This is a genomic window from Bartonella sp. AP258QHHD (genome assembly GCF_042196145.1).
GTDB lineage: Bacteria > Pseudomonadota > Alphaproteobacteria > Rhizobiales > Rhizobiaceae > Bartonella.
In genome coordinates, this window is sequence record NZ_JBHIPR010000079.1 from 20,113 (window position 1) to 33,793 (window position 13,681).

Annotated in this window: 11 protein-coding genes and 1 pseudogene; 10 read left to right on the plus strand and 2 right to left on the minus strand. The window is 37.9% G+C overall.

Features of this window, described 5'->3' with window-relative positions; translation table 11 throughout:
- Positions 1 to 180: 180 nt before the first annotated feature.
- Together clpS and clpA are read left to right on the plus strand one after the other, a co-directional pair.
- Positions 181 to 552 (plus strand): ATP-dependent Clp protease adapter ClpS, encoded by a 372-nt coding sequence (gene clpS / locus ACFIMM_RS08905; protein WP_375612119.1) that lies wholly within the window; start codon positions 181 to 183, stop codon positions 550 to 552.
- A 6-nt stretch (positions 553 to 558) separates the two neighbouring features.
- Positions 559 to 2,910: an ATP-dependent Clp protease ATP-binding subunit ClpA gene (gene clpA / locus ACFIMM_RS08910; RefSeq protein WP_375613468.1), complete on the plus strand. Its 2,352-nt coding sequence runs from the start codon at positions 559 to 561 to the stop codon at positions 2,908 to 2,910.
- 7 nt (positions 2,911 to 2,917) lie between these two features.
- Here clpA and ACFIMM_RS08915 read toward each other — a convergent pair whose 3' ends face one another.
- Together ACFIMM_RS08915 and ACFIMM_RS08920 are read right to left on the minus strand one after the other, a co-directional pair.
- Positions 2,918 to 3,340, minus strand: coding sequence for an HIT family protein (locus ACFIMM_RS08915; protein ID WP_375607220.1), 423 nt, complete (start codon positions 3,338 to 3,340; stop codon positions 2,918 to 2,920).
- A 134-nt stretch (positions 3,341 to 3,474) separates the two neighbouring features.
- Entirely contained in the window at positions 3,475 to 3,936 is a 462-nt protein-coding gene (locus tag ACFIMM_RS08920; RefSeq protein ID WP_375607219.1) for a RidA family protein, read from the minus strand.
- Between the two features lie 145 nt (positions 3,937 to 4,081).
- Between ACFIMM_RS08920 and ACFIMM_RS08925 the strand changes: the two genes are divergently transcribed.
- From ACFIMM_RS08925 to bamA, 8 genes and pseudogenes are all read left to right on the plus strand, one after another.
- On the plus strand, positions 4,082 to 4,918 hold the full coding sequence (locus ACFIMM_RS08925; protein ID WP_375612121.1) for a cell envelope integrity EipB family protein: 837 nt from the start codon (positions 4,082 to 4,084) through the stop codon (positions 4,916 to 4,918).
- 167 nt (positions 4,919 to 5,085) lie between these two features.
- Positions 5,086 to 5,865 (plus strand): 30S ribosomal protein S2, encoded by a 780-nt coding sequence (gene rpsB / locus ACFIMM_RS08930; protein ID WP_375682810.1) that lies wholly within the window; start codon positions 5,086 to 5,088, stop codon positions 5,863 to 5,865.
- A 102-nt stretch (positions 5,866 to 5,967) separates the two neighbouring features.
- Entirely contained in the window at positions 5,968 to 6,891 is a 924-nt protein-coding gene (tsf, locus tag ACFIMM_RS08935) for a translation elongation factor Ts (protein WP_273790665.1), read from the plus strand.
- A 156-nt stretch (positions 6,892 to 7,047) separates the two neighbouring features.
- Complete coding sequence (pyrH, locus tag ACFIMM_RS08940) at positions 7,048 to 7,767, plus strand: UMP kinase (RefSeq protein WP_273790666.1); 720 nt, start codon at positions 7,048 to 7,050, stop codon at positions 7,765 to 7,767.
- Positions 7,768 to 7,804: 37 nt separating this feature from the next.
- A complete protein-coding gene (gene frr / locus ACFIMM_RS08945; RefSeq protein WP_273790667.1) occupies positions 7,805 to 8,365 on the plus strand; it encodes a ribosome recycling factor in 561 nt (186 codons plus the stop codon).
- 731 nt (positions 8,366 to 9,096) lie between these two features.
- A pseudogene (locus ACFIMM_RS08950) lies at positions 9,097 to 9,913 on the plus strand (phosphatidate cytidylyltransferase).
- Positions 9,914 to 9,928: 15 nt separating this feature from the next.
- The gene (locus ACFIMM_RS08955; protein WP_375613470.1) at positions 9,929 to 11,077 is read left to right on the plus strand and encodes an RIP metalloprotease; all 1,149 of its coding nucleotides are present in this window, start codon (positions 9,929 to 9,931) and stop codon (positions 11,075 to 11,077) included.
- Between the two features lie 202 nt (positions 11,078 to 11,279).
- A complete protein-coding gene (bamA, locus tag ACFIMM_RS08960) occupies positions 11,280 to 13,676 on the plus strand; it encodes an outer membrane protein assembly factor BamA (protein ID WP_375613471.1) in 2,397 nt (798 codons plus the stop codon).
- The last annotated feature ends 5 nt before the right edge of the window (positions 13,677 to 13,681 follow it).

The following is a 13,681-nucleotide window of genomic DNA, read 5'->3' on the forward strand; positions in this document are numbered from 1 at the left end:
TCTGTAATTTATTGATGCAGTTTAGACGAATGGTATTACTAATTTGTTTACAGAAGTTATTTTATGAGTGAGTGATTGAAGTCTAACCATAGAGGGAAATTTTTTTCTAATACAAACAGGTATTGCAATAGTTATGAAAGAATTTAAAATTAATAAAAATGTGCTGCATGGAAAACGATAATGGGACAGATGCTCATAATAAACTCTATAGCTCATATTATGCATAATGAAAAGGGCAAGAATTGGGATGAAGGTAGGCATGGTGCGGTTATAATGCCTAAGGCTAGAGAAAAACTCGAAAAACCTAAATTATGTCGAGTTTTTTTGCTTAATGATGATTACACACCTATGGATTTTGTTGTTTTCGTTTTGAAGAACTTTTTTAAAAAAAGTTTCGAAGAGGCAACGCGGATAATGTTAAATGTTCATCACAATGGGATAGGAGAATGTGGGACTTACACTTATGAAGTCGCTGAAATGAAAATATTACAAGTGAGGGAATGTGCGCGTCAAAATGAACATCCGTTACAATGTGTAATGGAATGGAAGTGAGGAGCTATGCCATCTTTTACACCTAGTCTTGAAGAGGTTTTGCATCGTGCATTAACAATTGCTACTCAAGCACGGCATGAATATGCAACACTAGAGCATCTTCTACTTGCGCTGTTAGATGATGCCGATGCAAATTCCGTTATTCAGGCTTGCCAAGTAGATGTGGAGGAATTGCGAGAGCGCTTAACCAATTATCTTCGCTCAGAGTTAGATGAACAGATTAGAGCTGATGAGGATACAAAGCCTACAGCTTTTTTCCAGCGTGTTATCCAACGTGCGGTGATTCATGCACAATCAGCTGGAAAAGATGAAGTATCGGGGGCAAATGTTCTTGTTGCAATTTTTTCTGAACGTGAAAGCCATGCAGCATATTTTCTTCAAGAGATGGGAATGACACGCTACGATGCTGTACGTTTTATTTCACAGGGTGTCACGCGTGATGATGGGTTATCCATGTTACTTGAAGGACTTGAAGAGCAATTAGATCAGCAGATTTCGGATAATGGTGAAAGAGGAACAAGTGCTTTAACGAATTATTGTGTTGATCTCAATTGTAAAGCACGTAATGGAAAAATTGATTTATTAATTGGCCGTGAAATAGAAATTTCACGCATGATACAGATTTTATGTCGAAGGTCAAAAAACAATCCGCTTTTGGTTGGTGATCCTGGAGTAGGGAAAACAGCTATAATTGAGGGGTTGGCAAAGCGTATTGTTGATGGGCAAGTGCCTGAAGTTTTATCAAATGCAACAATATTTTCTCTTGATATGGGGGGACTTGTTGCAGGTACACGTTATCGCGGTGATTTTGAAGAACGCTTAAAACAAGTTATTAAAGAGTTTGAGCTGTATCCAGATGCTATTTTATTTATTGATGAAATTCATACCTTAATTGGAGCAGGAGCGACATTAGGGGGAAATATGGATGCAGCAAATCTTTTGAAACCTGTGTTATCTTCTGGAACTATGCGATGTATTGGTTCGACGACTTACAGAGAATATCGCAAATTCTTTGAACAAGATCGTGCTTTAGAGCGTCGTTTTCAGAAGATTGATATTAATGAACCTTCTGTTACAGATGCGATTAAGATTTTGCAGGGGATGAAGCCTTACTTTGAAGATTTTCATCAGATTAAATACACAGATCAGGCGATGAAGGCATCTGTAGAATTATCTTCACGTTATATAATTGACCGTAGGTTACCTGACAAAGCAATTGATATTATTGATGAAAGTGGCGCAGCGCAAAAGCTTTTGCCACAAAAACAACGCAAGAAGAGTATAGGTGTTAAAGAAATTGAAGCGACTGTTGCTACAATTGCAAGAATTCCATCAAAAACAGTTTCCCGGAATGATCAGAAGATACTGAGTAAGCTTGAAAGAGAACTCAAACATGTTGTTTATGGTCAAGATCAGGCAATTTCCGTCTTAGTTTCATCCATAAAATTGGCGCGAGCAGGTTTACGCGAACCGGATAAACCAATAGGAAGTTATTTATTTTCAGGACCAACAGGTGTAGGAAAAACTGAAGTTGCAAAACAGCTTGCATCATCTTTAGGCATTGAATTATTGCGTTTTGATATGTCAGAATATATGGAACGGCATACGGTAGCACGTTTAATCGGAGCACCTCCAGGTTATATAGGGTTTGATCAAGGAGGTCTCCTTACAGATGCCGTTGATCAGAAACCTCACGCAGTTCTATTGCTAGATGAGATTGAGAAAGCGCATCCAGAGTTATTTAATATTTTATTGCAGGTAATGGATTATGGTAGATTAACAGACCATAATGGTAAGAAAATTGATTTCCGCAATGTTATTTTGATTATGACAACCAATGCTGGTGCTTCAGATATGGCAAAATCAGCTATTGGATTTGGGAAAGTACATCGTGATGGTGAGGATATAGAAGCAATCAATCGGTTATTTACACCAGAATTTCGTAATCGGTTAGATGCAATTATTCCGTTTGCACCTTTATCTCATTTAATCATCAATCAGATAGTGCAAAAATTTATTTTTCAGCTTGAAGCACAATTAGCTGATCGGGGAATTTGTTTTGAATTAAGCCCTTCTGCAACTTTATGGCTTTCTAATAAAGGATATGATTCTCAGATGGGAGCACGCCCATTAGGGCGTGTTATACAAGAATATATTAAAAAGCCATTAGCTGATGAAATTTTATTTGGAAAGTTACGCAATGGTGGTACCGTTCGCGTATTGACACAAAAATCAAATGGTAAAAAAGAAAGCTTACAGTTAGAAATTTCATCTTCCGATATATCTGTAAGTTCAAAGAAAAGTAAAATGGAAAACTTTACAAAAAAACGTGTAGGAAAAAAAAGCACAACAACTTAAGAGTGTGTTATAAAGCTGCACGAATTTTTTTTGCATTCTCTTCAAGTATTTCTGGAGGCGTTACCATATCATTATGAGGGGTAAGCTCTATTCCCTCCATACGTGGTATAATATGAAAATGAAGGTGATAGACGGTTTGTTGACTAGCTGCTTCATTAAATTGCATGACAGTTATGCCATCTGCTTGAAAGGCTTTTTTGACAGCATTTGCAATTTTTTGAACAGCTTTAATAACAGGAAATAATGTTTCAGGATCTGCATCAAGTAAGTTTCTAGAGCCTTTTTTAGGAATGACCAGCGTATGACCTGGTGCCTGTGGCATGATATCCATAAATCCAATAACATCATCATCTTCGTAGACCCGAACAGAAGGGATTTCATTGCGAATCAATTTAGCAAAAATATTGTTATTGTCATAAGCTTGTTTCATACAAATATTTCCTTTTATCGTAAGTTTAAGATTCTAATTTAAAAACGAAAAAATGCAAGGTTTATCAGAGTGTAAGACAAAGAAGTATTTTGACTTCAGTTATATTTAGGATAATGCACTGTCTTAATGAAGGTTTAGATTTCTATGATGGCTTCAACTTCTACAGGAACATCCATAGGAAGAGAGGCAACACCAATAGCAGAACGGGCGTGTTTTCCAATTTCACCAAGGATATTGACGAATAAATTAGAAGCTCCATTGGCAACAAAAGGAATATCGGTAAAATGAGAATCTACAGCCACAAAAACAGTAATTTTGACCACACGTTTTATTTTATTTAAGTCACCCAGAGTTGCCTTGAGTTGCGCGAGAATATTGAGAGCGCAAGCTTCAGATGCTTTTTGGGCTTGTTCGGTATTCACAGTTGCACCAACTTTACCGATGGCTATTGGTTTTCCATTAATAAGAGGGAGTTGTCCAGAAATAAAGAGTTGATTGCCACTTTGTGAAGTGGTGATGTAATTGGCAAGGGGGGAGATTACTTCAGGAAGAGTGATTCCGAATTTTTCTAAGTTTTTTTCAATCATATTGGTCATAATTTTAACTCCATAGCTGCTCTATAATATATTCATTGCATAATCTATTTTTTGATTTAAGAAAATGTGTGGTTAATTGAGAAATTAACCTTTTTTGCCTTATTGTATGATGTTATGCAACGGGGATAAAGTTCGGAAGTTGGGAATGATTAGATCATTATTTATAATAATTTTATATATTGTTTTTTTATGTACTGCGAGAGCTGAAGAGCGCATTTTTATTGTGCCTCATCGAGCAATTTATGATTTTCATCTCGATAGTGTTTCTCATGAAATGACAATTTCTGCGATGTCAGGACGAATGGTTTACGAGCTTACTGGTTCGGCATGCCAAGGCTATAGCACACGTTTTCGTTTCATTAGCCGTGTTCACATTGAAGATATGCCAGTACGTTTGACGGATCAACAGACGACGAGTTATGAAACAGGAGACAGCCGTACATTTCGTTTTAATATTACAGATCAAGAGGGAGAAGAGGTTGTGCATCGTGCCGAGGGGGTTGCGGAGCGTACGCAAGATGGTATCACAGTTACCTTAAAAAAGCCAAAGGAAAAAGAGTATAAGCTTGCAATGGCTGAATTTCCAATGATGCAACTAAAAAATATTATCCGCCATGCAAAAGCAGGAGATCATTTTTACAATGTTACTGTATTTGATGGGACAAATAAAGCAGATAAAGTTATAAAAGAAAGTATCGTCATAGGGGAAAAGAAGACGCTTTTATCTGATAGCGAAACGGAAAAAGTAAGAAAATTGGATGAAGAAGAATATTGGCCTGTTACAATTTCTTATTTTGATGATGGAGAAAATAAAGATGGTTTGCCGGTTTATCGTAGCAGTTTTCTCTTACATGAGAATGGTGTCATGCGTGATCTTCATATAGATTATGGAACTTTTTCAGTGCGTGCAAAATTGAACAGTCTCGAATTCTTGGAACTTGGAAAAGATCTTAATCAATGCGAAAATGCAAATATTAAATGATTAAAGAAAATAACTTGAAAAAGAATCAAATATTAGTATGTTTGCGCTATTCCACACGCGGAGTCTGGGTGTTTGCAAATGATCTGTGAGAAACTTCTAGCAAGCATCCGCCGGTAGCAGGTCTTCCTGCTTTTTCCGCGGAGGTTGAACCGGAAAGGATAAGATTTATGGCACTACCCGATTTTACTATGCACCAGCTTTTAGAAGCCGGTGTGCATTTTGGTCACCAGACTCATCGCTGGAATCCCAAAATGACTCCCTATATTTATGGCCAGCGTAATAATATCCATATTATTGACCTTGCTCAGACCGTTCCACTTTTACACCAAGCACTTAAACTTGTTTCAGATACTGTAGCGCGTGGTGGTCGTATTCTCTTTGTTGGTACGAAACGGCAAGCATCTGACATTATCGCAGATGCGGCGAATCGTTCCGCTCAGTATTACGTTAATGCACGTTGGCTTGGCGGCATGCTCACAAACTGGAAAACGATTTCCAATTCGATCCATCGTTTGCGGAAGCTTGACAAAATTCTTGCTGCTGAAGCGCAAGGCTTTACTAAAAAGGAACGTTTAAATCTTGAACGTGATCGTGAAAAGCTTAATCGTGCGCTTGGTGGTATTAAAGATATGGGTTCTGTTCCAGATCTTATCTTTGTTATCGATACGAATAAAGAAAATATTGCACTCCAAGAAGCAAAGCGTTTAGGTATTCCAGTGATTGCTATTATTGATACCAATTGTGATCCCGATGACGTAACACATCCAATACCAGGTAATGATGATGCTTCACGTGCAATTTCTCTTTATTGCGATCTTTTTGCCCGTGCTGCTCTTGATGGTATTGCACGCCAGCAAGGAGCAATGGGTGTCGATTTAGGAGCTCAAGTTGATGCACCTGTGGAGCCTATTTTGGAAGAAAATGCAGTTTCAGAAGTTTCTGAATAATATAAAATGCCTAATTAAGGTACTTTTATTGTCTAAAGAAGAAGTTATAGGCGTGCAGAGGGATTTTGCACGCTTTCACTGTTATAAAATAAAGAGGCAAATATGAGCATTACTGCTGCACAAGTAAAAGAACTTCGAGAACTATCTGGCGCTGGTATGATGGACTGTAAAGCCGCCCTAGCAGAGACCAATGGTGATATGGAAGCTGCTGTTGATTGGCTTCGTAAAAAAGGAATAGCTAAAGCAGATAAAAAGGCTGGTCGTACAGCAGCTGAGGGATTAATCGGAGTCGTATCAAAAGATTCACATGCAGTTTTGGTTGAGATTAATTCTGAAACAGATTTTGTTGCGCGCAATGATGGATTCCAAGACATCGTGCGTAAAGTAGCAACTGCTGCCTTAGATACGCTAGGGGATGTTGAATCTGTTTCTGTTTCTCTTTATCCAGGTTCTGAGAAGACTGTAGAGCTTACGATTAAAGATGCAATTGGTACAATTGGCGAAAATATGACATTTCGTCGTTCCGCTAAATTGTCTGTTGAGAATGGTGTTGTTGCGACTTATATACACAATAGTGTGGCTGATGGGCTTGGAAAACTTGGTGTTTTGGTTGCGATTGAAACAACAGGAAATAAAGAGGCTGCTCTTGCTTTTGGTCGGCAGGTCGCGATGCATATTGCGGCAACCAATCCATTAGCACTTACAGCACAAGATGTTGATGCTGCTGCTGTTGAGCGAGAAAAAGCAATTTTTTCAGATCAAGCGCGTCAGTCTGGAAAACCTGAAAATATCATTGAAAAAATGGTAGAAGGACGTATGCGTAAGTTTTTTGAAGAGGTTGTTTTGCTTTCTCAAGCTTTTGTTATGAATCCTGATATAACTGTTGAGGCCGCTTTAAAGGATGCTGAGAAATCAATTGGTGCTCCAGCAAAAATTACAGGCTTTATTCGTTTTGCATTAGGTGAAGGTGTGGAAAAAGAGGAGTCTGATTTTGCTGCAGAGGTTGCTGCTGCTGTAAAAGGCTAGTTATTGCAAACTCTTGAACAGAGATTTAAAGTCATATCGTTGGTTGTAGAATCTCTGAGGGGAACAATGTAATTGTTGAGAGGGCGTCACGTGAAAAAAGTGGTGCCCTTCGTGGTGTCAAAAGCGAAAATAAATGTGCTTTTGGGGAGATTATGAATGGCATTAGCACTTCCGTATAAACGTATTCTTTTAAAGGCTTCTGGTGAAGCTCTTATGGGAGGGCAGAATTTTGGCATTGATGTTTCTGTTGTAGACCGTATTGCCGCTGATATTGCAGAAGTGCGCACAATGGGGATAGAAGTTGCGGTTGTTATCGGTGGGGGAAATATTTTTCGTGGCGTTGCTGTTGCTTCGCATGGTGGGGACCGAGTGACAGGTGATCATATGGGAATGCTTGCAACTGCTATTAACTCTTTAGCATTGCGAACATCTTTGACAAAATTAGGGGTTGAAACTGTTGTACTCTCTGCGATTGCTATGCCACAAATTTGTGAAAGCTTCTCGCAACGTAAAGCAATAGCTTATATGAATCAGGGAAAAGTTGTTATTTTTGCAGGTGGTACAGGAAATCCATTTTTTACCACTGATTCTGCTGCTACTTTACGTGCAGCAGAAATTGGTGCGGATGTCCTTCTTAAAGGAACACAAGTTGATGGTATTTATTCAGCAGATCCAAAAATAGACCCTACGGCTAAGCGTTTTGACCAATTAACACATGTTGAAGTTTTGCAATGGGGATTATCTGTTATGGATTCAACGGCGGTCACTTTAGCACGTGAGAACAATGTACCGATTATTGTGTATTCCATTCATGAAAAAGGCGGTTTGGCTAAGGTCTTGAATGGAACAGGACGCTTTACAATAGTATCGGAATAAGGGTAAGCTTCAAAGGACAATTGAAGGAGACAGAAATATGAATGTTACATCAATTATGGATGATCTGAAACGTCGCATGGATGGTGCCATTACGGCTTTTAAACATGAATTAGGTGGTTTGCGGACTGGACGTGCATCGGCCAGTTTATTAGAACCGTTGACCGTTGAATCTTATGGTTCTGTTGTGCATATAAATCAGGTTGCTAATATTTCTGTTCCCGAACCTCGGATGCTTTCTGTTTCTGTATGGGATAAAACGATGGTCGGAGCTGTAGAGCGCGCTATTCGCGATTCTGGTCTTGGTTTAAATCCCATAACTGATGGTACGAATCTACGTATTCCTTTGCCTGAATTGAATGAAGAGCGCCGTAAAGAACTTGTAAAAATTGCGCATCACTATGCAGAGCAAGCGCGTGTTGCTACACGTCATGTTCGTCGGGATGGTCTGGACAATTTGAAAAAGTTAGAAAAAGATGGTGAAATTGGACAAGATGAAGCCCATAGTTTGTCTGAAAAAGTTCAAAAACTCACGGATGAAACTATTGCTGATATTGATAAAATTTTAGCCGTAAAAGAATCTGAAATTATGCACGTTTAAGACGATTTTGTCACTAGAAAAAGGATATTTACTCCCAGCCTGTAAATTGTTTCTAGGGATAATTGTGGGGAGTGGTGTGCTCTGTGGTAGCAAGGTGTGATGCAGGAAGGTGTTCTATCATTTTGATATGGGAGAGACTGATTTGAAAGGGCAGATGTTTTAATTTTTTAGTCTGCGTGATAAATCATGCCCTTTGCTGGGAGACACTATTTAACAGCATGGTGCGGGTTTTTAGTTGAGCACGTCTTTGTTAAAATGCATAATGAAAGCATTATTAGAAATTATTCAAATATTCTAAGATGAAGGTTGAGGAAAGAATATAATGCAAAAAAACAAGTCTAACCTTTCTCTTATTTCTCATTATAAAACATGTGAGTATAATTGATCAAGCAGATGTTATGTGGCGTAATTCATTTTTTAATGACGAATAGTTGATAGAAAAGTGTTTTTATACGAAACCTATATTAGTTAATTTGTATGGGGCAGAGGTAACTGCTTTTTCATTTTATATTGAGAAAATATTAAAAAAATATTTTATAATTTTGACGGAGATTTTTGAAGCTGTTTTCATTGATTATTAGTTTCATAAGCGCTATCTTAGTAGACTGAATTATTTATGATAAATTATAAGAGAAATTATACAGGTATGAGATAAAAATACTGCGTAGGGGAGTTTTTCTTGCGTTAATTTTAGAGCTTGTATTTTCTATTTTTATTGTTTGGATGTTGTTTTGTCTAATTTGGTTTATCGTATTCTGACAGCTTTTGTTTTTGGCATTATTGCGTTGTATCTAACATGGTTGGGAGGAAACTTCTTTTTTTTATGTGTATGGTGTATTGGCGGTTTTGTTCTTTATGAGTGGATGAGTATTACTAAAGAGAAATGGTGTATTTTACAAAAAATATTAGCAAGTATCTTTTATTTAATCTTTGGCTTTTTTTTTAGTATTGAGTGTATCTGCTTCATTGATTTTTTGTGTTTTAATCGTTTTAGCTACAGTGTTAGCTATTATATCTATAAAAAAGAGTGGTTGGGTTTTTTGTGGTTTTTTATATGCATCTTTTCCTGTTGTTGCTTTATGCTTTCTACGGGATCATGAAATGTTGGGGTTCCAAGTTGTTATTTTCTTATTTACGATAGTGTGGGGAACAGATATCGGTGGTTATTTTATCGGACGTGCATTAGGGGGCCCTAAATTAGCACCACAATTTTCTCCTAATAAAACATGGTCAGGAGCACTTGGTGGTACATTTGTCGGAGTTTTCGGTGGTATATGGGTTGCTTTTGGATTTTTTGATATAAATTTAGCCAGTTTTTTTGTGCCACTCCTTACACTTGTTTTGTCAATTGTTTCACAATTGAGTGATTTAGGGCAATCATGGCTCAAAAGACGGTTTTCTGTTAAAGATTCTAGTTCTTTATTGCCTGGACATGGTGGTTTTATGGATCGTATAGATGGATTGGTAGGGGCAGCTTTTCTTCTTTATTTAATTGGTTCATTTATGTCTGATATGGATGCGCCTTTTAATCTTTTTAGTATGATCTAATTGGGAGAAGATAGTTTGGAACTTTTAAATCATATCGTCACTATGGGTGATTTTCTTTTAAGAAGTTTGAGTATTCTTTTCATCATTATGATTATCATTTTTGTGCACGAATTTGGGCACTATCTCATTGGTCGGTGGTGTGGTATTAAGGCGTTAATTTTTTCGCTTGGATTTGGACCAGAAATAGCGAGTTATACAGATAAGCATGGCACGAAGTGGCGTTTAGCACTTATCCCCTTAGGAGGTTATGTAAAATTTGTTGGGGATGAGGAAAAAATCGATACGGAATCATCCCAATCATCTCTGATTGTCGATGGTTCATTTGCTAGTGCGCATGCTTGGAAAAAAGCAGCAACTGTTTTTGCCGGTCCTTTCTTCAATGCCCTTTTTACTGTTGTTATTCTAACATTTTTTTTCTTTATCTATGGTCGTGTAGCCATTGAGCCCGTTGTTGGTTCTTTGGTAAAAGATAGCCCTGCTCTTCAATCCGGTTTGGAATTAGGTGATCGTTTTGTTGAAATGGATGGACGACGGGTTGAAAGCTTTGAAGATTTGATGAATTATGTAGCTTTTCACGGAAGAGAACCCATAGAGTTTAAAATAGAACGCATGGGGCGAGTCTTTACAACGATGATTACCCCGAAAGTCGTTGAGCGAGATGATGGATTTGGTAATCGAACACGAAGTGCTATGATAGGTGTAGGTGTTCCTGTTGATTTAAATAATCCTGCACGTTTAGATCCAACTTATATAAAACATATTCGCTATGGTTTTGTAACAGCTGTAAGAAAAGCGTCAGACCGTACTGTGTTTATCGCCACTCAAACCGTTCTTTTTATGAGTCGTTTAATAGGAGGCAAAGAGGATCGTTGTCGGCTAAGTGGACCTTCTAAAACCGTTAAAATTGCTTGGAAAGTGAGCGAGACAGGTTTTATCTCTTTGTTGAATTTGGCAGCTTTTCTTTCAATAAGTGTTGGGCTTATTAACCTTTTTCCGATTCTACCGCTTGACGGTGGGCATCTTTTATTGCATGTCATTGAGGTCATTACTGGGAGGAAAATATCTGCTAAAATTCAGGGAATCGTTTTTCGTTTAGGTTTTTCCATTCTTCTCCTTTTTATGATCTTTGTCTTTTTTAATGATTATTTTTGTTGGTTTAGCTAATTAAATTATGGAAAACGCTTTATAAATTAAGTAATAATAGCAAAAACAAATTGAAGGTTGTTTACCATGTCTACAAAATGTTGTGGCGTTGTACATTATAATGAGTAATTAAGGAATGAAAAGTCTCGCTGTAAAAAGGTTGTTATGGCAGTTAGCTTTTAAGGCATCATGTCCAAGGAACGAGAGTAAGGTAAAAAAGCCAATGACTACGAATTCAAAGTTTTTAAATGCAGCATCTGTATTGGTGTTAAAGATGGGGATGTTTGCCCCAGCAACGGTTTTTATGTCAATTGCTGCGGTCGGAGAAATACAAGCGTCTGTAGTCCGCTCTATTGAGGTTCGTGGGAATAAGTTTGTAAGTTCTCAGGCGATTCGAGACAATATGGGGATTAAGGTTGGGCAAGGTGTTTCCAGTGGTGATGTTGATAGTGCTGTGAAGAACCTTTTCGAATTGGGTTTATTTTATGATGTTAAAATAAATCCGGTGGGTGATAAATTGGTTGTATTCGTAAAAGAATATGAGGTTGTCAATCAAATATTGTTTCAAGGAAATAAATCTTTTAAAGACCCAGATCTTAAGCGGTTTATTTCTTTAAAACCGAATGAGCCTTTTAATTCTGCTAAGCTTTCTGCTGATATAAATACAATTCGTGAGGCTTATAAAACTCTTGGTCGTAATAATATCACTGTTAACGTTCAAACGATTAACCTTGGAAAAGGGCGGGTTAATGTGGTATTTAATGTCGTTGAAGGGAAAAAAACAAAGATTGGTGATATCACTTTTAAGGGAAATAATGTCTTTGGAAGTCGTCGTTTGCGTGATGTGATTTCAACAAAAACTTCAGGAATTTTTTCGAAGTTGTTGGGAGGTGATGTTTACAGTGAAGAGCGCCTCGCTGTTGATGAAGAAGCTTTACGTCGCTTTTATTATAACCGTGGTTATGCAGATTTTCGTGTAGTCTCTTCTAAAGCAACTTTTGATGCAGCAAGCAATACGTATAAAATTTCTTTCGTTCTTGATGAGGGTGCGCTCTATAAAATTAGCGATATTCAGGTTGAAAGTGATGTTGATGGAATTGACGTTCAATCTGTGAAAAGGATGCTTAAAACCCAGCCAGGTAATGTTTATAGTGCAGAAGATATTGAACAGTCTGTTGCAACTATTAATAACAAAGTTGCTGATTCGGGATATGCTTTTGCTAAAGTTGAACCGCGGGGAAATCGTAATTTAGCAAATCATACAATTTCAATTTTATATAATATTGAACGGGGTACACGTGCTTATATTCAACGTATTGATATACGTGGCAATGAGAAAACGCGTGATTACGTCATTCGCCGTGAGATTGATTTAAACGAAGGAGATGCTTACAATCAAACTTTATTACAGCGGGCAAAACGTCGTCTAGAAAGTTTAGGTTTCTTCAAAGCCGTTAATATTTCAATGGTTCCTACAGATCAATCTGACCAAGTTGTTTTGGTAATAGATGTCGTTGAAGCTTCAACAGGAGATCTTTCTCTTTCTGGAGGGTATACAACAGGGGGAACAAGTCCTGGTATGTCACTTGAAGTTTCTGTTACTGAACGTAATCTTGGGGGACGTGGTCAATATGTTCGTTTAGGATTAGGTGCGGGGCAAGAAAAATCTCGTAATTATAATTTATCATTTGTTGATCCTTATTTCTTAGGGTATCGTTTATCTGCTGGTGTTGATGTTTTTCGTAGTACTTATCGTGCTGATAAAGCCTATGATGTACGGCAGACAGGTGGATCGCTGCGGTTTTCGTTACCTATTAATAATCAATTATCTGCTAATGTAGCTTATTCTTATGTGCAGGAAGAATATGATTTTGGCGGAGAGTATGATTTTGACAAAGAGAGTGACATAATAGAATTATATGGGAAATATTCTGGTGCGATTGTTCAAGCTGCAAAACACAGCCCTTGGAAACGTTCATCAATTAGTTATGGTTTCACCTATAATACGATTGATGATATGAGATCCCCCCATGATGGGTGGTACGTGCATCTGCTTCAGGAATATGCAGGGCTTGGTGGGAGTGCAAAGTTCTTGAAGACCACGGGTAAGGCGATGATGTACAAGACTCTTTCTGACCAGAAGGATATCGTTGGTTTGCTTTCCTTTGGGGGTGGTTATATCCACGGAATGGGCCGAGATGGTGTTCGTATTTTCGATATGTTTAAAGTAAATTCTGATATGATTCGAGGGTTCAAATATAATGGAATAGGTCCGCGTCAGGTTTCCAGTAAGGGTGAGGTTTATTTCTTGGGGGGAACGACATATATGAATGCGACTGCTGAAGTACAGTTCCCTATCCCTGTCGTGCCTGAAGGATTTGGGTTGCGCGGTGCTTTATTTGCGGATATTGCCACGCTTTATGGCAATAATTATAAAGCCGTTTTTAAGGGTGAACCGTCTGTTACCAATACCAAAAGTGCTTGGCGTTCATCTGCAGGTGTGAGTTTGATGTGGGATTCTCCGTTTGGTCCTTTGCGTTTTGATTATGCTTGGCCAATAACGAAGCAGGAAGGTGATCGTTTGCAACAATTGAACTTTGGTATTTCTACGAAGTTCTGATTTGA